This window comes from Corynebacterium sp. HMSC055A01, from assembly GCF_001809405.1.
Lineage (GTDB): Bacteria > Actinomycetota > Actinomycetes > Mycobacteriales > Mycobacteriaceae > Corynebacterium > Corynebacterium hesseae.
This window is the reverse complement of the sequence record NZ_KV797595.1, coordinates 146,895-170,770: the sequence shown is the minus strand read 5'-3', so window position 1 is coordinate 170,770 and position 23,876 is coordinate 146,895. Positions and strand designations below refer to the sequence as shown.

General features: G+C 62.6%; 25 protein-coding genes and 1 riboswitch. Of the genes, 9 read left to right on the top strand and 16 right to left on the bottom strand.

Annotated features, from left to right (window positions below; all coding sequences use genetic code 11):
• Window positions 1-43: 43 nt before the first annotated feature.
• Window positions 44-1,150: a dual-specificity RNA methyltransferase RlmN gene (gene rlmN / locus HMPREF2604_RS11940; protein WP_070533381.1), complete on the bottom strand. Its 1,107-nt coding sequence runs from the start codon at window positions 1,148-1,150 to the stop codon at window positions 44-46.
• 93 nt (window positions 1,151-1,243) lie between these two features.
• Between rlmN and HMPREF2604_RS11935 the strand changes: the two genes are divergently transcribed.
• Entirely contained in the window at window positions 1,244-1,651 is a 408-nt protein-coding gene (locus tag HMPREF2604_RS11935; RefSeq protein ID WP_070562827.1) for a LapA family protein, read from the top strand.
• A gap of 3 nt (window positions 1,652-1,654) precedes the next feature.
• Here HMPREF2604_RS11935 and HMPREF2604_RS11930 read toward each other — a convergent pair whose 3' ends face one another.
• The 5 genes from HMPREF2604_RS11930 to rpsB form a co-directional block, all read right to left on the bottom strand.
• Window positions 1,655-2,509 carry a phosphatidate cytidylyltransferase gene (locus tag HMPREF2604_RS11930; protein ID WP_180952038.1) on the bottom strand — a complete coding sequence of 285 codons (855 nt, stop codon included), beginning with the start codon at window positions 2,507-2,509 and terminating at the stop codon, window positions 1,655-1,657.
• Window positions 2,510-2,636: 127 nt separating this feature from the next.
• Complete coding sequence (gene frr / locus HMPREF2604_RS11925; protein ID WP_070533163.1) at window positions 2,637-3,194, bottom strand: ribosome recycling factor; 558 nt, start codon at window positions 3,192-3,194, stop codon at window positions 2,637-2,639.
• A gap of 70 nt (window positions 3,195-3,264) precedes the next feature.
• Complete coding sequence (gene pyrH / locus HMPREF2604_RS11920) at window positions 3,265-4,002, bottom strand: UMP kinase (RefSeq protein WP_070533165.1); 738 nt, start codon at window positions 4,000-4,002, stop codon at window positions 3,265-3,267.
• Between the two features lie 244 nt (window positions 4,003-4,246).
• A complete protein-coding gene (tsf, locus tag HMPREF2604_RS11915) occupies window positions 4,247-5,059 on the bottom strand; it encodes a translation elongation factor Ts (protein ID WP_070565570.1) in 813 nt (270 codons plus the stop codon).
• A gap of 255 nt (window positions 5,060-5,314) precedes the next feature.
• The gene (gene rpsB / locus HMPREF2604_RS11910) at window positions 5,315-6,142 is read right to left on the bottom strand and encodes a 30S ribosomal protein S2 (protein ID WP_070533169.1); all 828 of its coding nucleotides are present in this window, start codon (window positions 6,140-6,142) and stop codon (window positions 5,315-5,317) included.
• Between the two features lie 393 nt (window positions 6,143-6,535).
• On the opposite strand from rpsB, the gene HMPREF2604_RS11905 reads away from it, so the two are divergent.
• Window positions 6,536-7,042 (top strand): M23 family metallopeptidase, encoded by a 507-nt coding sequence (locus HMPREF2604_RS11905; protein WP_070533171.1) that lies wholly within the window; start codon window positions 6,536-6,538, stop codon window positions 7,040-7,042.
• Here HMPREF2604_RS11905 and HMPREF2604_RS11900 read toward each other — a convergent pair.
• The 9 genes from HMPREF2604_RS11900 to rplS all read right to left on the bottom strand — a co-directional run bounded on the left by HMPREF2604_RS11900 (window position 7,005) and on the right by rplS (window position 14,257).
• A complete protein-coding gene (locus HMPREF2604_RS11900) occupies window positions 7,005-7,916 on the bottom strand; it encodes a tyrosine recombinase XerC (protein WP_070565567.1) in 912 nt (303 codons plus the stop codon). The two genes, HMPREF2604_RS11905 and HMPREF2604_RS11900, sit on opposite strands and share 38 nt — an antisense overlap.
• A gap of 15 nt (window positions 7,917-7,931) precedes the next feature.
• Window positions 7,932-9,110, bottom strand: a complete 1,179-nt coding sequence (gene dprA, locus HMPREF2604_RS11895) for a DNA-processing protein DprA (RefSeq protein WP_070533175.1) — start codon at window positions 9,108-9,110, stop codon at window positions 7,932-7,934.
• Entirely contained in the window at window positions 9,107-10,630 is a 1,524-nt protein-coding gene (locus tag HMPREF2604_RS11890; protein WP_070533176.1) for a YifB family Mg chelatase-like AAA ATPase, read from the bottom strand. The genes dprA and HMPREF2604_RS11890 overlap by 4 nt, the downstream gene beginning before the upstream one ends.
• Window positions 10,617-11,054: a YraN family protein gene (locus HMPREF2604_RS11885; protein WP_070562813.1), complete on the bottom strand. Its 438-nt coding sequence runs from the start codon at window positions 11,052-11,054 to the stop codon at window positions 10,617-10,619. Before HMPREF2604_RS11885 ends, HMPREF2604_RS11890 begins: the two co-directional genes overlap by 14 nt.
• A 221-nt stretch (window positions 11,055-11,275) precedes the next feature.
• The gene (locus tag HMPREF2604_RS11880; protein ID WP_005528899.1) at window positions 11,276-11,581 is read right to left on the bottom strand and encodes a DUF2469 domain-containing protein; all 306 of its coding nucleotides are present in this window, start codon (window positions 11,579-11,581) and stop codon (window positions 11,276-11,278) included.
• An 87-nt stretch (window positions 11,582-11,668) separates the two neighbouring features.
• Window positions 11,669-12,319: a ribonuclease HII gene (locus tag HMPREF2604_RS11875; RefSeq protein WP_185964726.1), complete on the bottom strand. Its 651-nt coding sequence runs from the start codon at window positions 12,317-12,319 to the stop codon at window positions 11,669-11,671.
• A complete protein-coding gene (gene lepB / locus HMPREF2604_RS11870; protein WP_070565563.1) occupies window positions 12,316-13,017 on the bottom strand; it encodes a signal peptidase I in 702 nt (233 codons plus the stop codon). Before lepB (HMPREF2604_RS11870) ends, HMPREF2604_RS11875 begins: the two co-directional genes overlap by 4 nt.
• On the bottom strand, window positions 12,995-13,690 hold the full coding sequence (gene lepB / locus HMPREF2604_RS11865; RefSeq protein WP_246818429.1) for a signal peptidase I: 696 nt from the start codon (window positions 13,688-13,690) through the stop codon (window positions 12,995-12,997). Before lepB (HMPREF2604_RS11865) ends, lepB (HMPREF2604_RS11870) begins: the two co-directional genes overlap by 23 nt.
• A 222-nt stretch (window positions 13,691-13,912) precedes the next feature.
• Complete coding sequence (rplS, locus tag HMPREF2604_RS11860) at window positions 13,913-14,257, bottom strand: 50S ribosomal protein L19 (RefSeq protein ID WP_070533187.1); 345 nt, start codon at window positions 14,255-14,257, stop codon at window positions 13,913-13,915.
• 173 nt (window positions 14,258-14,430) lie between these two features.
• Window positions 14,431-14,545: riboswitch (TPP riboswitch) on the top strand.
• Between rplS and thiC the strand changes: the two genes are divergently transcribed.
• The 6 genes from thiC (at window position 14,541) to HMPREF2604_RS11830 (ending at window position 20,186) form a co-directional block, all read left to right on the top strand.
• Complete coding sequence (gene thiC, locus HMPREF2604_RS11855) at window positions 14,541-16,343, top strand: phosphomethylpyrimidine synthase ThiC (RefSeq protein ID WP_070565559.1); 1,803 nt, start codon at window positions 14,541-14,543, stop codon at window positions 16,341-16,343. It overlaps the preceding riboswitch by 5 nt.
• The gene (locus HMPREF2604_RS11850; RefSeq protein WP_070533190.1) at window positions 16,336-16,986 is read left to right on the top strand and encodes a thiamine phosphate synthase; all 651 of its coding nucleotides are present in this window, start codon (window positions 16,336-16,338) and stop codon (window positions 16,984-16,986) included. Before thiC ends, HMPREF2604_RS11850 begins: the two co-directional genes overlap by 8 nt.
• Window positions 16,983-18,128: a glycine oxidase ThiO gene (gene thiO / locus HMPREF2604_RS11845; protein WP_070565557.1), complete on the top strand. Its 1,146-nt coding sequence runs from the start codon at window positions 16,983-16,985 to the stop codon at window positions 18,126-18,128. The genes HMPREF2604_RS11850 and thiO overlap by 4 nt, the downstream gene beginning before the upstream one ends.
• Window positions 18,125-18,322, top strand: coding sequence for a sulfur carrier protein ThiS (gene thiS, locus HMPREF2604_RS11840; RefSeq protein WP_070565554.1), 198 nt, complete (start codon window positions 18,125-18,127; stop codon window positions 18,320-18,322). Before thiO ends, thiS begins: the two co-directional genes overlap by 4 nt.
• Complete coding sequence (locus HMPREF2604_RS11835; RefSeq protein ID WP_070565552.1) at window positions 18,323-19,102, top strand: thiazole synthase; 780 nt, start codon at window positions 18,323-18,325, stop codon at window positions 19,100-19,102.
• 25 nt (window positions 19,103-19,127) lie between these two features.
• Complete coding sequence (locus HMPREF2604_RS11830; protein WP_070565550.1) at window positions 19,128-20,186, top strand: ThiF family adenylyltransferase; 1,059 nt, start codon at window positions 19,128-19,130, stop codon at window positions 20,184-20,186.
• On the opposite strand, the gene HMPREF2604_RS11825 is transcribed toward HMPREF2604_RS11830, so the two are convergent.
• A complete protein-coding gene (locus HMPREF2604_RS11825; protein ID WP_070565549.1) occupies window positions 20,183-22,372 on the bottom strand; it encodes a YhgE/Pip domain-containing protein in 2,190 nt (729 codons plus the stop codon). The two genes, HMPREF2604_RS11830 and HMPREF2604_RS11825, sit on opposite strands and share 4 nt — an antisense overlap.
• A 332-nt stretch (window positions 22,373-22,704) precedes the next feature.
• Between HMPREF2604_RS11825 and HMPREF2604_RS11820 the strand changes: the two genes are divergently transcribed.
• Window positions 22,705-23,841 (top strand): HNH endonuclease signature motif containing protein, encoded by a 1,137-nt coding sequence (locus tag HMPREF2604_RS11820; protein ID WP_070565547.1) that lies wholly within the window; start codon window positions 22,705-22,707, stop codon window positions 23,839-23,841.
• Window positions 23,842-23,876: the final 35 nt, after the last annotated feature.

Here is a 23,876-nt window from a genome sequence, read left to right as displayed (position 1 = left end):
CTCCTCCGGCGAAACTATTGTTAGGAAACTGTAAGCAGAGCTCTTAAGCGCTCTCGCGCTCGTCGGCAGCGAGCTGGCCACAGGCGGCAGCGATTTCATCGCCCTTGGTATCGCGCACGGTGCACGGCACGCCCTGCGCGATGACGCGGCGAACGAACTCGTCCTGGCGCGCCTTCGGGGCAGCATCCCACTCCGAGCCCGGCGTGGGGTTCAGCGGGATCACATTGACGTGAACCTTGGAGCCCAGAGCCGCATGCAGCTTCCGGCCCAACATGTCAGCGCGGAAATCCTGATCATTCTTATCGCGGATCAGCGCGTACTCGATGGAAACGCGGCGGCCCGACTTATCGGCGTAGTACTTAGCGGCATCAAGTACCTCCTCAACCGGCCAGCGGTTGTTGACTGGCACGAGGGTATCGCGCAGCTCATCGTCCGGGGTGTGCAAGGAGACGGCGAGGGTGCAGGACAAGTCCTCATCCGCGAGCTTGCGGATGGCCGGTGCCAAGCCGACCGTCGACACCGTGACATTGCGCTGGGAAAGGCCGAAACCGGTGAGGTCAGCGCCGGTAATCTGGCGCACCGCGTGAACCACGCGCTTGTAGTTAGCCAGCGGCTCACCCATGCCCATGAAAACAACGTTGCTTAGGCGCCCGCCTTCCTCTTCCATGAGGCGAGCAGCGTGCCTAAACTGCTCCACGATTTCCGCGGTGGACAGGTTGCGGTCCAACCCGCCCTGGCCGGTGGCGCAGAACGGGCAGGCCATGCCGCAGCCAGCCTGGGAGGAGATACACAGTGTTGCGCGCCCTGGGTAGCGCATGAGCACGGATTCCAGCAAAGTGCCGTCGTGCAAACGCCACAGGGACTTGGTGGTTTCCCCATCATCGGTAGAGGTCTGACGAATGGGCTCCATGAGCGTGGGGAACAAACGCTCCTGCACCGCCTCGCGGGAGGCGGCCGGGATATCCGTCATCTCAGAGACATCGGCGGTGTGGTGGACGTAGTAGTGCTTGGCCAGCTGCTTTGCCCGGAACTTGGGCAGGCCAAGTTCCGCGAGCGCCTCAATGCGCTCGGCCTCGGTCAGGTCCGCGAAGTGCTTCGGGGGTAGCCCGCGCCGCGGAGCGGAGAAATTCAGTTTCAGTGGTTCAGCCATGGTAGAGCCCATTTTCCACGTTTTCGGCCACATTATCCAATCTAAGTTCTGCTGGAGTGGCGAAAGTGACATCTCAACCTATTTAATAGATGCATGACGAATCCAGAAAACTCCCCCGAGGAATTCCGCCCCTCCACCACTCCGGCCGAGGAGCCGCTGAATGATTACACCGCGGAAGCCCCCGCGACCGAAGGGCCAGTAGAGCCGGTTCCGACAACTTCGGACTATGCGGAGAAAAATGATGGCAAGGTGAAGGGCTCCTTCGCAGCCAGCACGTGGATCGCCCTGATCGTGGGCTTCCTACTGCTCATCGTCCTCATCATTTTCATCCTGCAGAACCAGCACCAGGTACCGCTCAACTTCCTTAACTGGACCGTCCAGTTCCCTGCCGGCGTCACCTACCTCATCTGCGCCATCTCCGGTGCGCTCATCATGGCCCTAGTAGGCGGCTGGCGCATGTTCGAGCTACGCCGCCAGGTGCGCAAGCAAGCTCGCCGCTAAGCCTTAAGGTGCGAGGGTGGTAAGGAAGCTCATTGCCACCCACGTCACCATCGCGGACGGCAGCATGCCGTCCAAGCGGTCCATGATGCCGCCGTGTCCCGGCAACAAGGCAGACATGTCCTTGATGCCTAGCTCGCGCTTGAACTGGGATTCCACCAAGTCACCGAGGGTGGCGCAAAAGACAAGACCCAATCCCATCAGTGCGCCCACCCACGGCTTGTGGTGAAGCAGGAATGCGAAAGAAAGCGCGCCGGTAAGGGTTCCGAAAACAACCGAACCGGCAAAACCTTCCCACGATTTTTTGGGGCTGACCGCCGGGGCCATGGGGTGCGAGCCAAACATCACGCCGGCGATAAAGCCACCGGTGTCTGAGGCGACCACGCAGAGCATAAACACGACAATCGACGCCGCCCCCGAAGCAAACGGCGTCTCCACCCGCGAAAGCATCGCGGCAAACGTGCCAAAGAGGGGTATCCAGGTCAGCACGAAGATGCCCATCGACATATCACGGAGATAGTTAATTGGCGGACGGTGCCTGCCGTTGTGGAAGAGGCGCCCGAACATGAGCGCCAGAACCGCAACCACATACACCGCAACGAGGCCCGGGGCGTTGAGGAACCACGAGACCCACACCATGGCTTGGCCAAGAACGATCAGCAGGGTGCGCGGGACATAGTAGGAGTGCTCCCGCAACCGGGTGAGAACCTCCCACATGCCCAAGCCCACTGCGGTGGCGACGACGAGATACCACACCAAAGGCCCGGCCCACACCGCAAAAACGACGAGCGCGCCCAAGCCGACGCCGACGGCAATCGCCGCAGGCATGTCTCGGCCCGCGGAATTCTTGGGTTTCGGCATCCGGCTCGGGTGCTCAGTGCTCACGCATGCTCCTCAGGTAGTCGTGGGTGCTTAAGCTCTACACAGAAAAGACCGCCGTGCTGGTCGGTGCCTGGCGCGGCGGCAAGTCAAAGCTCGTGTGTGGAGGCTACACCTCCATGAGCTCCTCTTCCTTATTGGCGACGAGCTTGTCCACCTGCTCGATGTAGCCGGAAGTAATCTTTTCCATTTCCTTCTCTGCAGCGATGACCTCGTCCTCGCCAGCATCGCCGTCCTTCTGCAGCTTCTTCAGCTGCTCCATGGCACGGCGGCGAATGTTACGGATAGCAATCTTGCCGTCCTCACCCTTGCTCTTAGCCAGCTTGACCATCTCACGGCGGCGTTCCTCAGTCAGCTGCGGAATAGTAACGCGCAGCACCTGACCATCATTGGTCGGGTTCACACCGAGATCCGAGTTGCGGATTGCGTTCTCAATCTCATTCATCACGGACTGCTCATAAGGCTTGATGAGCAGCATGCGCGGCTCAGGAACCGAGATGGTTGCCATCTGGGTAATCGGGGTCGGCACACCGTAGTACTCAGCGACCAAGCCGTTAAACATGGCTGGGTTGGCGCGGCCGGTGCGGATGGTGATCAGCTGCTCGCGGGCGTGCTCCACCGAGGCGGTCATGTGCTCTTCAGCTTCGAGCTGAATCTCGTCGATCATGAGGGTTACAACTCCCTTGAAATAGTCAAAAGTACTGGGAAAGAATGTAGCAGGTCGCGGCCCGTTTGTACTAAGACTGGACCAGCGTGCCGATCTTCTCGCCGTTCACGGCGCGCTTGATATTGCCCTCGGTGAGGAGGTTGAAGACCAGAATCGGCATATTATTATCCATGCACAAGCTGAACGCCGTAGCATCAGCCACCTTGAGGTTCTTCTCGATGACCTCACGCGGGGTGATCTCGGAGTAGAGCTCCGCGTCCGGATTCGTGCGCGGGTCAGCGGAATAGACGCCGTCGACAGCCTTGGCCAAGAAGAGGACTTCTGCACCAATCTCCAGCGCGCGCTGCGCTGCGGTGGTGTCGGTGGAGAAGTACGGCATGCCCATGCCGGCGCCAAAGATAACCACGCGCCCCTTTTCTAGGTGGCGGTCGGCGCGCAGCGGCAGATACGGCTCCGCAATCTGTGCCATGTTGATGGACGTCTGCACACGGCAGTCGATGCCCTGCTGCTTGAGGAAGTCCTGCAGCGCCAGGGAGTTCATGACTGTACCCAGCATGCCCATGTAGTCGGAGCGAGCGCGGTCCATACCGCGCTGGGACAGCTCCGCTCCGCGGAAGAAGTTACCGCCACCGATAACGACGGCAATCTCAGTTCCTTGTTCGGCCACCTCGGCGATTTGGCGGGCGACGTTTTCTACAACATCAGGATCGATGCCGACCTTGCCACCGCCGAACATCTCACCGCCCAGCTTCAGCATGACTCGCTTGTATCCGGTTCGCTTCGGTTCAGGGTTAGTCACGGTCTTCATCGTCTCCTTCACGCATGGCGACGCTTCAGTTAAGCGCACGAATAATTCCGTTCCATCTTAACCATAGGAAGCCGCTCTTATATATTCAGCTGCGCACAACCCCCACCCTAAGGGGCGGCAGAAAACAGCAAACTCCCTCCCCCGCTTCTTCCCCACCGGCCAGGCGGCCACAGGGATGAAGAGGAGGAGGGAGAAACCGCAGCTACGGAGCAATACTCCCTAGCTACGAAAGCTCTAGTAAAGCTTAAGCGCCAACCTCGTAGCGGATGAAACCGGTGATGGTGGTGCCGGCCTCGTCTGCGACCTGCTTGACGGTCTTCTTGGAGTCAGACAGAGCTGCCTGCTCAAGCAGAACCACAGACTTGTAGAAGCCATTGAGACGGCCTTCCACGATCTTCGGCAGGGCTGCCTCCGGCTTGCCCTCCTCGCGGGTGGTGGCCTCAGCGATCTCGCGCTCCTTCTCAACGACCTCAGCCGGAACGTCCTCGCGGGTGAGGTACTCGGCGTTCATAGCCGCTATCTGCAGTGCCACTGCGTGAGCGCCTTCTGCGTTGCCCTCGTAGGAGACCAGGACACCCACTGCCGGCGGCAGGTCAGCGGAACGCTGGTGCAGGTAGACAGCAACGTTGTCGCCCTCGATGGTGACTGCGCGGCGGGCCTGCAGCTTCTCGCCGGTCTTTGCGGACTCTTCGTCAACGATCTCAGAGACCTTCTTGCCGTCGATCTCCAGGTTGTTGAGCTCCTCACCGGAGTTGACCTTGGCCTCACCGGCAGCCTCAGCGATCTTGGTGGCAAAAGCCTTGAAAGCCTCGTTCTTAGCCACGAAGTCGGTCTCACAGTTGATCTCGACCATCGTGTTGCCGGAAACGGCGACCAGGCCCTCGGTGGCCTCACGCTCGGCGCGCTTGGACACGTTCTTTGCGCCCTTGATGCGCAGGTACTCAACGGCCTTGTCGTAGTCACCCTGGGACTCTTCGAGAGCCTTCTTGCAATCGAGCATGCCGGAGCCGGTGGCCTCACGCAATGCCTTTACGTCTGCAGCAGTGTAATTCGCCATAGTTGGAGCGATCCTCCTTGGAATTGAACGGTATTCGTTGAAACAGCGTAGCGGAATCACTACCACCACGTCGCGTTGAGGGGGTGCTAGTTTTTCGCCAGCTCCCCCAGCGAAGAATCTGAAGAACCTTCAGCGTGGTGTTTTCAACCCTTTAATGTGTCACGCGCCTTAGCACGCTAAGAAAACACGTGAGAAAAAGCCCCCATCGCCGCGGACACTGTGGGCCGTGCGGTACGGGGGCTTAAGGTGTGCAGATTACTCTGCGGACTTCTCAGCGTCCTCAGACTTCTCTGCGGAAGCCGGGTCAGACGCAGCGGCGGCCTCAGCGGCGTCGCGGGCGTCCTTCTCAGCGCTGTCGCCGGCGGCCTCCTTGGCCTGAGCCAGCTGGCGCTCCTCGCGAGCCTTCTTGCCCTCTTCCACAGCGGTGGCGATGATGCCGGAAAGCAGCTTGGTAGCGCGGATGGCGTCGTCGTTACCCGGAATCGGGAAGTCAACCTCATCCGGATCACAGTTGGTGTCCAGGATGGCGACGACCGGGATGTTAAGCTTCTGAGCTTCCTTGACCGCGATGTGCTCCTTGTTGGTGTCAACGATCCACAGTGCGGACGGAGCCTTGGTCATGTCGGAGATACCGCCCAGGACGCGCTCCAGCTTGGTGCGCTCACGGGTCAGCATCAGAACTTCCTTCTTGGTGCGGCCCTTGTAGCCGTCCTCAGCCGCATCCATAGCCTGCAGCTCCTTCATGCGCTTCAGGCGCTTGGAGACAGTCTGGAAGTTGGTGAGCATACCGCCGAGCCAGCGGTGGTTAACGTAGGGCATTCCCACGCGGGTTGCCTCTTCAGCAACGGCTTCCTGAGCCTGCTTCTTGGTACCAACGAAGAGGATGGTGCCGCCGTGTGCGACGGTTTCCTTAACGAACTCGAAGGCCTCATCGATGTAGGTCAGCGTCTGCTGCAGGTCGATGATGTAGATGCCGTTACGGTCGGTGAAGATGAAGCGCTTCATCTTCGGGTTCCAGCGACGGGTCTGGTGACCGAAGTGGACGCCAGCGTCGAGGAGCTCGCGCATGGTTACGACTGCCATGTTTCGCTCGCTTTCTATATGTTGTTTCGGTTTTGCAAAATTTGTGCGGTGTTTTATTCCGCACCCTAGCAACGAAGGCCTTGGCCAACACCCCACTATTGCGGGGACCACGTCAACCACAGACTGCCTCTTCCTTAACCCAGGAAGCGGCTGCTTCGCCGCGCGTAGTCAATCCATGCGCCAGCCTTTAGGCCTGAGCACAGACTGCTGTGGGCTAGCTTAGTACTGCACACACGGTGATTCCAAACGACGGGCTTGTTTTATCTCAGCAGGATTGTTGATGACTCTACGGTCTTCTCCCCTGCCGCAACAGTGGCCTCTTCTTTAACAGGTTATCCACAACAGCGGCTGCGCCTCTTCTCTGAAGTGGCGTCAGCGCGCAGGCTTGGAGGCATGCGTCACCGTCTTCTTTATGTATCCGTCTTGCTGTGTGCTTGGGCCGCGCTTGTCGACGTCCCCCTAGCCGCCGCTTACGTCGACCCCACCACCGGGGAACCTGTCGTTTCGCGTGTTTTGCGCGGCTTCGAGCCTCCCGAAAAGCGCTGGATGGCGGGCCACCGCGGTGTCGATCTGGACCTGCCTGTCGGCGGGGTGGTCCTCGCGGCCGGCGATGGCGTCGTATATTTCGCCGGTTCGATCGCGGGCAAACCGGCCCTATCGATTGCCCATGGGAACGGCCTGCGCACGACCTATCAACCAGTGTTTGCGAGGGTCAAGAAAGGTGACCGGGTACAGGAAGGAGACGTGATTGGCACCCTCGCCCCGTCCGTGGACGGCTACCCGGGACTGCATTGGGGCGCGATTGAAGGACGCGAGGATTACATCAATCCGCTGGACTTGCTTGGGGAACCTGTCATTCGCCTCAAGCCCGTGGGTGGGCGCGGGCGTAGACGTCCTTAAGCCGCTGGGCGGAGACGTGCGTGTAGACCTGCGTGGTCTGTAATGAAGAGTGCCCGAGCAGCTCCTGGACAATACGCAAATCCGCTCCGCCCTCGAGCAGATGCGTTGCCGCCGAGTGGCGCAACCCGTGCGGGGTCAAACCCGGCGTTCCTGTCACTTGCGCGGCGCGCTCGACAACACGGCGGACTTGGCGGGGGTCGATACGCCCGCCGCGGGTGCCCACGAACACCGCCTCCGTATCACCCGCAAGCTGGGGACGGCCCGTTTCCAACCAGGCACAAAGCGCATCGTGAGCTGCATCCCCGAACGGGACGACGCGCTGTTTATTGCCCTTACCTGTGACGCGGGCAGTGCGGCGGGACACATCGATATCCCCGATGTTGAGACCGACGAGCTCAGCCACGCGCGCACCGGTGGCGTAGAGGAATTCGAGCATGGCGCTATCGCGCAGGAAATGGATTTCATCGGCGGAGACGGCATTGCCCATCAGCTCCCCCGCCGCTGAAGGCGACATCACCGTCGGCAAGTGTTTGCCCACCTTTGGCGTGGCCAAACGCTGCGCCACATCAGTTTTTAAATAGCCTTCACGCGCAGCCCATGTGGAAAAAGCACGCACCGCGGCGGTGCGGCGCGCCAGTGTGGAGCGGGACTTGCCCTCGGAAACGGCGTGGGCCAACCATTCGCGCAGGGAATTCAGTGTGAACGCTGAGAAGTCCGGAACCTCCGTCGCCAGCAAGCGCAGGTCGGAGCAATAGCCGCGAACGGTCGCATCGGAACGGCCGCGGACGATGCGCTGGTATTCCGCGAAGTCTTCGATCGCCTCGTCCAGCTGTCCGCCCACGTGCCGCTCACCGTTACCACTTGCACCACTCATGTCTCATGAGTGTACTCAGGTGCGCTGCCACATCGCCCCCGAGCGAGTAATCACCCCCATCTTCTGCATCGCCACGAGAAGGTGAATGGTCAACGCCACCCGCATTCCCGCGGCCGCCGCGATGTCCTCAGCGCTCGCGCCTTCCTCCGCGCTTTCCGGTGGAGTGGAGTCATACACCCGAAGCTCATTGCGGGACAGGCGCTGCACAGCAGTCGGCTGAAACTCGAGCTCATACTGTCCCACCACATCTACCTCTCCTGCTTTGCCGACCAACCCCCGAACTTCATCCGCAGACGCCACCAATTGGGCCCGCCCATCCTGAATTCGTTGATGACACCCCAAGGAACCAGATGTCGTAATAGGCCCCGGTACGGCCATGGCAACCCTGCCCAGCGCTTCCGCCCAATTCAGCGTGTTAAGAGCACCAGAGCGGAACCCCGCTTCAACCACCACAGTGCCACTCGTCATCGCCGCCACGAGACGGTTGCGGGATAAGAAGCGGAATCGCTGCGGCCGCGTGCCCGGCGCGAACTCAGACACGATGCATCCTTTCTCGGCGATTCTGTCAAAGAGCTTCGCATTTCGCGCTGGGTAAGAGATATCGATGCCGCAGGCCGCCACAGCGACGGTCAGTCCGCCCGCATCGAGGGCCGCTTCATGGACCGCCGTATCAACGCCTACCGCTCCGCCGGACACCGCTGTCCATTGATGAGCCGCAAGGCCACCCGCTAAGAGTGACGCAGCCTCCCAGCCATACCTGCTCACCGCGCGCGTGCCCACGAGGGCCACAGATTGAGATACCACTTCGCGCAGGTTTCCACCGCGTACCCACAGACTGTGCGGTGGTACTGCTTGGTCATCAAACGTTGCCGGGGCATCAACCACCCCTTGGTGATAGAAACCGAAGGCACGGGAGAACTCTTCCCCGGGCCACTCAGCGTCCGCGGGCGTAATGAGCCGAGCGCCTTCCGCTTCCGCTACAGCCAAGTCTTCGTCTTGCCGCAGCCACTCACGCCGCGAAGCCGTGGCTTGCCGCAAGGGCCCAATCCAATCCTCTCCTTTGTAGATTCCCCGAGCAATCTCCTCAGCCGAGTATTGGGTCAACAGCCCGTGAAGAGTTGGTGAAGGACCCTCCACCACGCGATTGAGATAGGCCCACGTATGCCGGCTACTCGATAGATTGAGCTCACTCATGCCGCCAGCCTTTCGATCGTCCCAGCCCCGCGGAGATCCAGCGCCCGGCTGACGTGCTCGAGCTCAGGGCGAGATGAGCCGTCGAGGTCTGCCAGCGTCCAGGCTAGGCGCAGAACACGGTCGACCCCGCGCTGGCTCAGCTCCCCTTCCGCCAGGTAGGCGGCGAGCATGATCATCGCAGACTCCGCTGCTGGGCGGTGGCGCCGCAAATATGAAGCCGGAACTGCTCCATTGACCACGCTTCCCAACCCGTCGCCCTCCCAGCGCGCCTTCATGCGTTCCCGGGCTGCGGCCACGCGCTGAGCGATGACCTCAGAGGTCTCTTCACCTTCCGCTTGGAGCACCGCTGATTGCCCCGACAGGGACACGATGATGTCGAGGCGGTCCCGCAGCGGCCCCGACAGATTGGATAAGTAATTCATCCTGTCTGATACTCGGCACTCGCAACGCGCCGGTTCTTCGGCTCCACACCGGCAGGGATTTGCAGCCAGCACTAGTTGGAATTGGGCGGGGAAGATAACCTCCCGGCTCGCCCGCGTCAGGCGCACCTGTCCTTCTTCCAAGGGGGCGCGCAAACTATCGAGTACCTGCGCAGGCACCTCACTGACCTCGTCGAGGAAGAGCACGCCATGGTGCGCCAAGCTCACTGCTCCTGGCCGTGGGCGCCCTGAGCCGCCACCGATCAGCGCGGCCCTCGTTACCGAAGCGTGCGGCGCAATGAACGGAGCCCGCGAGATAGCGGTGCCGACGGCTCCCGCCACCGAGTGGATGGCCGTGGCTTCCACTGCTTGCTCTGTGCTCAGGCGCGGCAGAATCCCCGGCAAGCGCGAGGCAATCATCGACTTACCGGAGCCGGGTGGACCCACCATCATCACGTGGTGGCCGCCGGCAGCGGCAACTTCCGCCGCCCACTTGGCTTCCTTCTGGCCTGCCACCTCGCTGAAATCGGCGACTTGCTCGCACGCAGGCGCTGCTGCATGTGCAATGAGGTGCGCGTCCGGCAGGCAATCATTCCCACACGCCCACGCAAAAGCATCCCACAGCGTTTCGGCCACGAGTACAGTGATTCCGGACACCAATGCTGCTTCCGCAGCGTTTCCCACCGGAATGATCAGGGTGTCATAGCCCTGTGAACGCGCAGCCAGAATGGCCGGGATGATGCCGGAGACCGGGCGTACCTGCCCGTCCAACCCCAGCTCACCAAGAACCAGCGCCCTGCTAAGGCGACTCTTCTCCGCCTGGCCTGCTCCTAGAATTGCCAAGGCCATCGGGAGATCAAAGTGCGCCCCTGCTTTAGGCAGCGAGGCCGGTGACATGGACACCACCACCTTCGTCTTGGGCCACGGCAAGTGCGAATTGCTTACCGCAGTACGGATGCGATCCCGCGACTCTGAGATTGCGGCATCCCCCAGCCCCACCACGTGAACCCCCGGCAGCCCGGGGCCAACGTTGGCCTCCACCGTGACCACCCGGGCCAGGACCCCATCCAGCGCTATCGTGTCGCACCTACCGAGAGCCATGATCGACTCCCTGGAAGTAGTCCACCTCGAACGCCTCCCCCGACTTCGCCCCGGTGGCTACCAGCCCGAGTACGTCGAAACGGACCTTGCTCAACGCCTGCCCTTCGCTCCGTGCGGCGCTCAGCCATTGCGCGGCCGCCTTGCGCAAGCGCGCTAACTTGCGTGGGGTTACTGCTTCCGCGACGCCGAAAATGCGGTTTGCCCGAGTCTTTACTTCGCAAAAGACAATGGTCCCATCGGGTTCACGCACGACGAGATCGAGCTCGCCCACACGGTAGTGGACGTTCGCAGCGATGACCTGCGCCCCGCGCGCACGATAAAAGTCAGCGGCGAATTTCTCCCCCGCTTTTCCCAGTGCATCCGCCGGGCGGATGGTCTGGCCCACTGTCGGTGAATGCAAAGTGGTTGCTAGATTTCTTGTCACTATGGTGCTCCTTGGAATTGAACGTGTACACAACACGCCGCAAGCACGACACAAGACAATTCCCGTGCCGCACACCCCCTTACGGCACTTCCAGAACACCCCATTAACTGCGTTGTGGCGAGGACTTAATGCCTCGCCACCGCAAATCTGTGGATAACTAGTCCGGGGTCACCAACATGACGTTCCCCACCCACTTATATCTAGATCACTTACCTAGAGCTCTATTCCGGTAGGACAAAATCCGGCTTGTCCAACTCCTCAATATTGACGTCCTTGTAGGTGATTACACGGACGTAGCGCACAAAACGCGCCGAGCGGTACATATCCCAGACCCAAGCATCAGACATGCGGACCTCGTAGTAGACGTCCGGACCCGACGTATGCGGGATAAGCTCCACAGCGTTGGCCAGATAAAACCTACGTTCAGTCTCCACTACATAGGAGAATTGGCTGACCACATCGCGGTATTCGCGGTACAGCGACAGCTCGACTTCAGCCTCGTAGTTATCGAGTTCCTCAGCGCTCACGGTGTGCTTCTCCTTCGCTCACAATTACCCGGATTCACGGTGTCACAGAATCAGCACCAGCTTAGTTCCCGCGTCCTGAATAAGGCTTCAGGCGCGCGCGAGGAATCGCGCATGTGCGTCAGCTACATTGCGATAGCTCATGCGGTGCTCAGGAGTCGCCCCCAGCCGGGCGATAGCTTCCTGATGTACTGCCGTGCCATAGCCCTTATGGCTTTCCAAGGCATATCCCGGGTACTGCTTGGCCAGCTCCATCATCAGGTGATCACGGGACACCTTGGCCAGGACACTTGCCGCGGCGATGCATCGCGCGGCGGTATCCCCACCGATGATCGGCAGCTGCGGGGCGGGCAGGCCGGGGACGAAGAGGGCGTCGCTTAGCACGTAGCCCGGGCGGACCCCCAGTCGTGCCACCGCCCGGCGCATCCCTGACACATTCGCGTGTTGGATGCCAAAGGTATCGATGTCCTTCGCGCCCACGTGCACCACCGACCACGCTAGCGCGCGGCGTTTAATCAGCGGCTCCAGCTTTTCCCGGGCCGCCGGCGTGAGTTTCTTCGAATCATCAAGCCGTTCCAAGCCGGGCAGGATGCGCTCCGGCAAGATGCACGCGGCGATGGTCACTGGCCCGCAGCATGCCCCGCGCCCAGCTTCATCCACCCCTGCAACTGGACCGAGCCCTGCCTTGGAGAGCGCGACCTCATAGGTTCTCTTCTGTTTCAGTCGGCGCATAGCGTTTATAACGGCATGTCATCGATAGTTTGCGCACGGCTAACCGGAACCACCACGGCGGCGACCTTTCCGCGCACGTTCTCAACAGGAACTGTGCCCTGCAGGTTGTCCCCGAGGTGCGCACGCGAATCCAAGGAGTTCGTGCGGTTATCCCCCATCACCCACAGATGGCCTTCCGGGACGGTAATGGGGCCGAAGTAAGCGCCGCCACAGGCTTGCGATCCCACTCGTTCATCAATCGGAATCTCCGGCGGATCCAGAACGAAGTCCTGGTTAGTGGGCTTGCCATCCACCATGACGGCCGGATCCCCTTCCTGACACGACACGGTCTGGCCACCTGTAGCGATGACGCGTTTGACCAGGATGTTGTCGCCATTAGGCACCAACCCCACAACGGCGCCAATGTTTTGCAGTCCGCGCACCACTACGTTGCGGGACCGCTTGACCTCAAAAGACGTGTTCCACGAATCCGGACCGGCAAAGACTACAACCTCTCCGGGGCGCGGATCGCTGAAGTAATAGCTGACCTTCTGCACGGCGATGCGGTCATTCGTGCACCCCGGGCAGCCATGCAGGGTGGGTTCCATGGAGGAAGACGGGATGAGATACATCCGCCCCACTAAAGCCTGAATTAGCGCCAGCACCACGAAGGTGAGTGCTAGCGCCGTGAGGACATCGCGGCCCCTAGGACTGGATGTCCGGGTCATCGACTCCACCAATGCGGTTGAAGGGGAAGAAGATGAACATGACCTTGCCGCGGACGTTCTCCAGCGGGATCGTTCCTTGGTACTGATCCTGCATGTGATAGCGCGAATCCGCGGAAGCCGTGCGGTTATCTCCCATCACCCAGATATTGCCCTCTGGCACGGTCACGGGGCCAAAATACGCGCCGCCACAGGCGTAAGAACCGGTGGTCTCATCAACGCGATACGTCGGCGGGTCCTGCACATAGTCCTGTTCGATGGGCTTGCCGTCCACCATGACCGCCGGATCACCCTCCTGGCAGGACACAGTCTGACCACCGGTAGCAATAACACGCTTGACCAGGGTGTTCTCATCTGGCGGAGTGAGCGAAACGTAGCTCAGCGCATCCTGAATGCGGTGGATGACCGGGTTGTCGGAACGCGGCGATACCCAATTCCTGTCCCAGTCCGGCGTTCCCTTGAACACCACGACATCACCGGGCTCTGGGGTCTTGTCGCCGTAATAGGAGACCTTCTCGGTAAAAATCCGGTCGTTATTGCAGCCTTCACAGCCATGCAAAGTCGGCTCCATCGACCCTGATGGAATGACGTACTGCCGGCCCACAAAGTTTTGGAAAACACCGACGACCGCAAGCACGGAAACCACCACCAGCGCGGTCTCCAGCAACCAAGGCATCTGCTTCTTTTCCTCAGCTGGGGGTGCTGCGCTTTCCGACGCCTCTTTCCCCACGCCCTGGGAACCTTCAGTAATGTCGTTTTCTTTTTCCACGGGCTAAATCCTAGCAATGCGCGCCGACATCCCGGTATGCGGCTCGGCCGGAGGCTGCTGAAAGCACAAAGCCCTCCGCCTTACCCACAAGAATCGGTGTGGAAGCGAAGGGCTGAAGAGCAGCTAGAACTAGCGGCGCTCCTTGATGCGGGCCTTCTTGCCGCGCAGGTCGCGCAGGTAGTACAGCTTGGCGCGGCGAACGCGGCCGCGGCGGACTACCTCGATGGAGGCAATGTTCGGGGAGTGAACCGGGAAGGTACGCTCAACGCCGATGCCGAAGGAAACCTTACGCACGGTGAAGGTCTCGCGGATGCCAGCGCCCTGACGGCGGATGCAGACACCCTTGAAGAGCTGGGTACGCTCGGTGGAGCCCTCGATCACCTTGACGTTGACGTCAAGGGTATCGCCCGGGCGGAAGGACGGGATATCGTCGCGCAGCGAAGCTGCATCAACCTTGTCAATGAGGTTTGCCATTGGTGTTTTCCTTTTCAGTTTAAGACAGAGGACCCTGGCGCCACCTCGCGGCGGCTGACCGGTTCGTGCCTATTACACAGAACATCGCTATCTTTCCATACCCCACCCCCGCAGAACAAATTGTGCCAAACGCCTGACATCTCCTCGTTGCGGGCTCTAAGGTGGGTGGCGCACTGATACCCCACGGGTGCCCACGGGAAGTGGGCTGAGAGTGGCGCTGATACCGCGCCTGCACCGTTTGAACCTGTCTGGTTAGCACCAGCGAAGGAAGAGAGGAGCAGCCATGACGGCTACCCATACCCCCATTCAGAATTCTGACTCCGGCGAGATTCACCCCAAGCACTCCTACTCCCCCATCCGGGAGCACGGCCTCGAGGTACCCGAGACCGAGATTCAGTTGGATGATTCCCCCACCGGCCCGAATGAGCCTTTCCGCGTCTACCGCACCCGGGGCCCAGAGTGTGAGCCAGAGGTAGGCCTGCCGGCGCTGCGCGCGGAGTGGATTGCGGAGCGCGGGGACGTCGACAAGTATGAGGGCCGCGCCCGCAACCTCGCCGATGATGGCCGCTCCGCCGAGCGCCGCGGTGCCGCTTCCCAGGAGTGGAAGGGTGAGCGTCGCCAGCCGCTGCGTGCGAAGGAGGGCAAGCGCGTCACCCAGATGCATTACGCGCGCCAGGGCATCATCACCAAGGAGATGGAGTTCGTGGCCCTGCGCGAGCACTGCGACCCGGAGTTTGTGCGCTCCGAAATCGCGCGCGGCCGCGCCATCCTGCCCAATAACGTGAATCACCCGGAGTCAGAGCCGATGATCATCGGGCGGAAGTTTCTCACCAAGATCAACGCCAATATCGGCAACTCCGCGGTGACGTCCTCCATTGCGGAAGAGGTGTCGAAGCTGCGCTGGGCCACGCGCTGGGGCGCGGATACCGTCATGGATCTCTCCACCGGCGATGACATCCACACCACGCGCGAGTGGATCCTGCGCAACTCGCCGGTGCCCATCGGCACCGTGCCCATCTACCAGGCGCTGGAGAAGGTCAACGGCGTAGCTGAGGACCTGACGTGGGAGATTTTCCGCGACACCGTCATCGAGCAGTGCGAGCAGGGCGTGGACTACATGACCATCCACGCCGGCGTCCTGCTTCCGTATATCCCGCTGACCACGGACCGCGTCACCGGCATCGTCTCCCGCGGCGGCTCGATCATGGCGGGCTGGTGCCTGGCACACCACAAGGAATCCTTCCTCTACGAGAACTTCGATGAGCTGTGTGAGATCTTCGCGCGCTACGACGTCGCCTTCTCCTTGGGCGATGGCTTGCGCCCCGGCTCGCTGGCGGATGCCAACGACACCGCCCAATTCGCTGAGCTCAAGACCATCGGTGAGCTCACCCGGCGCGCCTGGGAGTATGACGTCCAGGTCATGGTGGAGGGCCCGGGCCACGTCCCGCTCAACATGGTTCAGGAAAACAATGAGCTGGAGCAGGACTGGGCTTCGGACGCTCCCTTCTACACGCTAGGCCCACTGGTCACCGATATTGCGCCGGGCTATGACCACATCACCTCCGCCATTGGCGCGGCGCACATCGCCATGGGAGGAACGGCCATGCTGTGCTACGTCACCCCGAAGGAGCACTTGGGGCTGCCCAACCGCGATGATGTCAAGACCGGCGTGATCACCTATAAGCTGGCCGCCCATGCGGCCGATGTGGCCAAGGGCCACCCAGGGGCGCGCGCCTGGGATGATGCGATGAGCAAGGCCCGCTTCGAGTTCCGCTGGCACGATCAGTTCGCGCTTTCCCTCGACCCGGACACCGCGCAGGCCTACCACGATGAGACCCTGCCCGCGGAGCCGGCGAAGACCGCACATTTCTGTTCCATGTGCGGGCCGAAGTTCTGTTCCATGCGCATCAGCCAGGACATCCGGGATACCTTCTCCGATTCGCTAGGGATGCCAAGCTTCCCGGGTAAGGGAGCCATCGATCCGGAGGTCGTGGCAGCTGCCCGCGCGGGCGAGAAGCAGATGTCGGAGGAGTTCAAGGCCCAGGGCTCACAGCTCTATCAGGAAGAAGAGACCGCACATGCCTGATCTTCGCTGCTACTTCGTCACGGGCGCGGGCTCGCATGAGGACGTCGTGCGCATCGCTGCCGCAGCGGCGCGCGGCGGCGCCGGGGTGGTACAGGTGCGCTCCAAGCCGATTACGGCCCGCGATCTCTACTACTTGGGCCGCGACGTAGCCCGCGCGGTGGCGCAGACCAACCCAGAAACGCGCGTGCTTATCGACGACCGCGTGGACGTCGCCGCCGCTCTCCGCCACGCTGGCGAGCCGGTGCACGGCGTGCATATCGGCCAGGACGATCTGCCTGTGGCCGCCGCCCGCGCGTTGTTGGGGCCGGACGCGATTATTGGGCTGACCACCGGCACGCGCGAGTTGGTCGAGGCCGCAAATGAGGTAGCAGACCTGATTGATTACATCGGCTGCGGCCCGTTCCGCGCCACACCGACGAAGGACTCCGGGCGCACCCCGTTGGGGCTTGATGCCTACCCGGATTTGGTGAAGCTCTCCCGCGTACCGCTCGTGGCCATCGGGGATGTTACCGCCGAGGATGCTGCCGATCTTGCGGCAACCGGCATGGCCGGCCTAGCTGTCGTGCGTGGCATCATGCATGCCGATGACCCGGAAGCCTATTGCCGCAAGCTGCTGTCCGGCTTCGATGAAGGTGCGCGATGAGTACTAGCTCTGATTCATCCGTCATCATCGTCGGCGCGGGCGTCATCGGCCTGGCCACCGCCGTGGAACTGGCCGCGCGGGGCCACGAGGTCACGGTGCTGGATCCGGCGCCAGCCTCCGGGGCTACCCACTTCGCCGGAGGCATGCTCGCCCCCGCCGCGGAGGTGGTCTACCAGCAGGATCCGCTCTTCCCGCTCATGCGCGCCTCCGGCGCGTGGTACCCGGAGCTCATCGATCTGGTCGCCGCACACACAGAGGTGCCCACCGGCTACCGTGCCGAGGGAACGCTCGTCGTCGCCGCCGATCGCGCGGATGCCCAGCACCTCGCCGAGCTGGCCGAGTATCAATCCCTCCACGGCATGGAGGTCGAGCGCATCACCGTGCGTGAAGCCCGGCGCGCGGAACCATTGCTGTCCCCGCGTCTGGCCGGTGCCGTCAGCATCCCGGGCGACACGCAGGTCTTCCCCCGCCAATGGGCGGCTGCACTGCTGAGCGCGGCCCAAGGACTCGGCGTGCGTTTCTTCCGTACGGCAGCCCAATCGATTGATGCTGCAACGGGAGTGGTCACCACGGCCGTCGGCGACTTCGAAGCAGAACAGGTTGTGCTCGCAGCCGGACTAGGCGCGCGCGACATCGAGTGGGCTGACTCTGCGGGGCTTGAACAGTCCCCGCTGCACCTGCGCCCGGTGTACGGCGATATCCTGCGCCTGCGGGTTCCGGATCACCTGCAGCCGCTGCTGACCCGCGTGGTGCGCGGCTTCGTGGAGGACCGCCCCATCTACCTCATCCCGCGCGGCGATGGCACCCTCGCCGTCGGCGCTACGACCCGCGAGGATTCCCTGTCCTCAGCGCAGGCCGGAGGCGTCTACGCGCTGCTTCGCGACGCCATCCGCGTCCTCCCCGCCGTCGAAGAATGCGAGTTCCTCGAGGCCAGCGCGGGGGCTCGCCCCGGCACCCCGGATGACCTTCCTTATCTTGGCCGCGTCAGCGAGCGGCTCGTCATCTCTACCGGCTATTTCCGCCATGGCATCCTGCTCACGGCACTGGCCGCGCGCTGTGCCCGCGAGCTCATCGAAGGAACCGATCCCAGCATTGATCTCACAGCCTGCAATCCCCTGCGACACCTCAAGGAGCAACAATGATCCTCATCCTCAACGGCCAGCCCTATGACACGGCGGCCAGCACCGTCGCCCAGCTGCTGGAGGAAAAGGACATCGCTCCTGACGGCACCGCGGTGGCCGTCGCCGAACAGGTCATCCCCCGCTCACAATGGGAAACCACCCCACTCACTGAAGGCGCAGCCGTGGAAATCCTCACCGCTGTCCAAGGAGGCTAAATGCTCACCATCGCTGATACCACCTTTTCCTCCCACCTCATCATGGGCACCGGTGGGGCCACGAGCCACGAGGCCCTCGAGCGCGCGCTCCTCGCCTCCGGGACCGAGCTGACCACCGTGGCCATGCGCCGCCATGCCGGCACCAGCGACGGTGAGAGCGTCTTCGATCTGCTGCGCCGCCTGAACATCGCGCCGCTGCCCAATACCGCCGGCTGCCGCACCGCGCGCGAGGCGGTCCTCACCGCCCGCATGGCCCGCGAGGCTCTGGGCACATCGTGGGTCAAGGTCGAGGTCATCGCCGATGAACACACGCTGCTGCCCGATGTCGTGGAGACCCTCGACGCCACCGAGCTCCTTGCCGCCGAGGGGTTTACCGTGCTGGCCTATACCAGCGACGACCCCGTGGCAGCGCAGCGCCTCGAGGATGCAGGCGCCGCGGCCGTCATGCCGCTCGGCGCCCCCATCGGCACCGGCCTGGGCATCCTCAACCCGCACAACCTCGAGCTCATCTGCTCGCGCGCCTCAGTGCCCGTGCTTGTCGACGCCGGCATCGGCACCGCCTCCGACGCCGCCCTCGCCATGGAACTCGGTTGCTCCGGTGTCCTTCTCGCCAGCGCCGTCAACCGCTGCCAGAACCCGGAAGCCATGGCCACCGCCATGCGCCACGCCGTCAAAGCCGGCAGACTTGCCCGAAGTGCAGGGCGCATCCCGCAGCGCGAGCACGCCCAGGCTTCCTCCACCTTCGAAGGTCTGGCCAGCTGGGCGGACCAGGTCCTGTAGCCCACTTCCTAAAAGGACTGCCATCATGCTCAGTGAGACCGAACTTGCCCGGACCGCGCGCCAACGCCTCCTGCCCGGCTTCGGCGATGCGGCCCAAGAGCGGCTTCATGCCGCACACGTGCTCGTCGTGGGCGCCGGCGGGCTGGGCTGCCCGGCTATCCAACAGCTCGCCGCAGGAGGCATCGGGCGCATCACTCTTATTGATTCCGATTGCGTCGATATCAGCAACCTGCACAGACAGGTACTGTTTGGTGCGGGGGACGTCGGCAAGCCCAAGGCGGAAGTAGCCGCCGCGCGCGCCCGCGAGATTTCCCCCGAGCTCACCATCACCGCTCTTAAGGAACGCCTCGATTCCTCCAACGTTCTCGACCTGTGTTCCGAGGCTGACCTCGTCCTCGACGGCTCCGATACCTTCGACACGAAATACCTCGTCGCCGATGCCTGCGAGCTCACCTCTACCCCGCTGGCCTGGGGTACCGTGCTGCGCTACGGCGGGCAAGCCGCGCTGTGGCACTCCGGGAAAGACTCCGCCGACGGGCGCGGGGTGGGCTTGCGCGATCTCTTCCCCGCCCCGCCCAGCGGCGAGGCGCTCGAGTGCTCGACGGCCGGGGTGCTGGGCGCGACGACATCGGTGATCGCAGGGCTCATGGTCACCGCGGCGGTCGCCACGCTCGGCGCACTCCCGGATCATCGAGACATGATCGGGCGCGTAACCTCCTACGACGCGCTCCCCGGAAGCTTCCGCACGCTGCGGGTGGGCGCCGATCCCGACCGCCCCCTCGTTACTGCCCTACCTGCCCGGCATATCCTGCCGCCGGAACTTGTCACCGGCCACGCTGCCCTCCTTGATATCTCCGAGGACCCCGCCTTTCCTCGTGCCACGGTGTCGCTGCCCTGGCATACGGTCACCGACGATGATTCCGTGCGCCGAGCGCTTTCAGCCTGCGGCTCCGAACTGGTCTACGTGGCCTGCGCCTCTGGCGGGCGCAGCGCTGGCTTTGTCCTGCGCTACGCCGATCTGGCCGCGGACATGGGCATCGAGCTGCGCAACCTCCCCGGCGGGCTCGCAGCACACGACTTCTAGGCGCCGGCCACCGCCGGTCTGCGGAAGAGGTGCTCATCGAGGATGCGCGCCGTGCCGTGGTGGCGGGCGCGGAACACCACGCAGGAGGCCACCAACGCTAGGGCGGTCACGATGAAGAGCACCGCAATGCCCGCCCAGAAGGTGCCATCGTGGATGCCGTCGGTGGCTCGGGTAAAGGCATTCTTTGCATAGGACATCGGGTGGAAAGGATGCAGCAAACTCAGCGGCCGCGGAATAGCCGCCACCGGCCACACGCCGCCGAAGACCATGACGCCTAAGGCAAAAGCACCGACGGCGAAGACGGCACCAATCTTGCGGCCGAAGGTTACGAGGAAGAACTGGTAGGTCGCCGCGCCGACGGCGGCAATCGCTGCGATGACGAGCAGCATCATCGGCCAGCTGGCGGGGCTCCAGCCCATGGTGGAGGACATCAGACCCATAAAGGCCAAGACCAGGAAGTTCAGGCCCGCCACCACCCCGAAGGCTGCGAGGATGCCGCGCACCGGGCTCGTAGCGGACTCCCCGCGGCGGCCCAGGTAATACGGCAGCGTCATCGCCAGGAGCAACATCACGAGGAAGCCGAAGACCAGCACGAAGAGTAGCGAGGCGCCGCCAGTGATGTTCTTCTCGGTCGGGTCAACCGGGCTGACCACCGTCTGTACTGGGTGGAGGTTAGAGGAGGTGAAGTTGATGGGCACGGCCATGTTCTGCGCCGACGTATCCGGCTGGGTGATGGAGGGGGCTTTGGCGGCGCCGTCGGCAAGCTTGGTGGCCAATTCATTGGAGCCGGCCTTGAGCTGGTCCATACCATCCTTGAGCTCCGTGCCGCCGGCAGCCAGCTGGCCCGTGCCGTCCTTCAGCGTGCCGGTGCCCTCATGCAGGCGGGATGCTCCGTCCTGCAGCTGGGCGGCACCGTTGCTCAGCTCGACAACTCCTGCCCGCAACTGCTGCGATCCATCGGACAAGCGGTGCGCGCCGTCATTGAGGGCCATCATGCCGCCCAGGTACTCCGAGTTGGGATCGGACAGGTTGTAATAGAGCTGGCCGGTGCCGGCGGAAAGCTTCTCCAGTTGCGCCACCATGTTTCCGCTGGCGGCCGGGTCGAGCTTGGACACCAGGGAATAGAGTTGATCGGCTTGTTGGTGCATGCCGAGGCCGCGGAGAACGTCGACAAGCTGCAGCAGCGCCGGGGCCACAACCTGCGCCTGCTTGAGCATCGGGATGAGCATCCCGGTGAGCTGGTTGACGCCCCCATCGATTTGACCCGCGCCATCCGCCAGGCGGCCGGTGCCGGCGAGCAGTTTGTCGGAGCCGTCGGCAAGCTGGGCGGCGCCATCATCCAGCTGCGCGGCACCACCGCTCAAGCGCCCCACGCCCTCGTTGAGACGGGTCGTGCCGTCCAGCAGCTGGCCCGTACCGTTGTTGAGATCGCCCGCACCGGCGTCCAGCTTGGCGATTCCCTCGACCGCTCGCCCGCCGCCTTCCTGCAGCCGCCCAGCGCCCTCGTCGAGCCGGCCCGCGCCCTCGGCTGCGGTTCCCAGGCCATCGCTGAGTTTATTCAGCCCCTCGATGACCTGATCGGCATACTTCTTGGAAATTGCATTCTCCACGCTGGTCTGCACCTGCGGGATGAGGCTGGAGGAAATCACCGAACCATTCGTGCCGTAGTAGTCATTCGTGGCGAAGTGAATCTCCGGCTTGACCGGCTTATCGCTAATGATGGTGACGGCCTGCTCGGAGAAATTCTTCGGGATGGTCACGACCATGAGGTACTTGCCCTTGAGCAGGCCCTCATCACCGTCCGCCTTGTTGACCTCGGCAAAGTTCAGGTACTGCGTCTCCATCAGGCCTTCCACGACCTGATCACCGTAGTTGGTGTAGGCGCCCTGCTTCTCGACGCCCGCATCCTCATTCACCACCGCCAAGTCAATGTTGCGCATGTACTTGGAGGGGTCCCACATGGCCCACATCATGGTGCCGGCGATAACGATGGGTGCGACGAGGAGAAAGACGATGAGCACGCGCGACAAGGTACTGGTGGGGCGCCAATCGAGGACGCGGTGCCACCCCATGGCCTCGCTGTCGTGGCCTGCCGCGCTCTGGGTAGCCGCGCTCCCCTCATTCACCAGACCAGGCGAAGCGCTATTCGCGTCTGCTTCCCGGTTGGATTCAGCCTCACGGCTCATGTCTGCCTCCTTAGCGTGATGGTTGAGGTCCGCTTTTATTCGTTTATCCAGCCTTTTAAGCTAGACACGCAAACGTGAGCGAGGCCACTAGGTCATTTGTTTCAACAAACATACCACCGAATAAGTTGGCATTGTGAACTTATAACCATTCGTCGCGTTGTGCCGCGCTGCGCACTACCTGAATTACATCACCCCGCACTCCCTTGTGACGGGCGGGCAAGTGCATTCGAATCGGGCTTTCATCCGGCAAGCCCCTGCCCTTTACAGCTTGTAGGCAGGGCGTTTTCTTCTCCGGTTGCGGGGCCGCGTGGCCTGTTTTAGGCTCTGTGCACATGGGGGATATTGAAACCTACATCCGCCTTCGCAACTCGGGGATTGCGCTGGTGGAAGCAGCAAGCAGCACGCCCGAAAGCCTGCGCGCGCTGGGCGCCTCACACGGCGATGCGGCGGAGCTGGCGTCGCTTCATGCCATCTATTTCGGCGAAACCCGCTTCACCGGCAAGCAGCGCACCGCCCGCCAGGCGGCCCAACGCCAAGGCCACGACCTGGCCACGCTGAGCCTGATTGAGTCTTACACCGCGAAGCTGAAGAAGCAGGTTGACGTCTGGAATTTGCGCGTCGCGCTCGTCTCCGTGCCCTCGGAACGGGTGCCTTCAGTGGCGGCACAACGCTTGAAGGAACTCAAACCGAAACGCGTGCCGTCGCCAGGGGTGCGGCTGACCTACCGCAAGAACGGCCCGCACTCGCTCACGGTGACTGATTCTGCGCTCAACATCTCCACCATGCGCAGCACCCTGGAATCCATTAACCCCACCGACCTCCTAGACGCCACCCGCCAGGTCTTCTTCAAAGAGGGCGTAGGCTCCCGGCCGGCGGTGGGAACAAACGTGGTGGTGACACTCGACGAACTCGACAAGATCATCCGCCACGACGGCGATGACATCGAACTCGAGCTCACCAACGGCGGGCGCATGAGCGGCGCGGAGTTTCTGACCTACAAATTCGCCGAGACAGGCTACGCCACACTGGTCCACCCCACCATCGGCCCGGTGTGGCTGCACCGGCTTTCGCGCTTTGCCAGCCTCGAGCAGCGCATCATGGCCAGCGCGGAGCACCCCACCTGCGCGATCGAAGACTGCAACAAGCCAGCCGATTACTGCCAAGTCCACCACATCATCCCATGGCAAGCGGGCGGAGAAACCAATCCTCCCAACCTCACCATGCTGTGTGCCTACCACAATGGCATTAACGACGATGACCCTACGAGCCCAACCGGCAGAGGTTATGTCTTTCGGCTGAAGGGACCGGTTGATTACATCCCGCCCTGGGGAACGCCGATTACCGCGCAGCCGGCCTACCAAGAGGCCTTGAACCGACAGGCCACGAGCCCGACGCGAACCCCTCCAAGCCAACCACCCGTTCCACCGGACATACACCCATCGCCACCCAGCACTGCGCCGCCCGGATAATCTTCGCGGCAGCGTAGCCGTGCACGTCCACACGC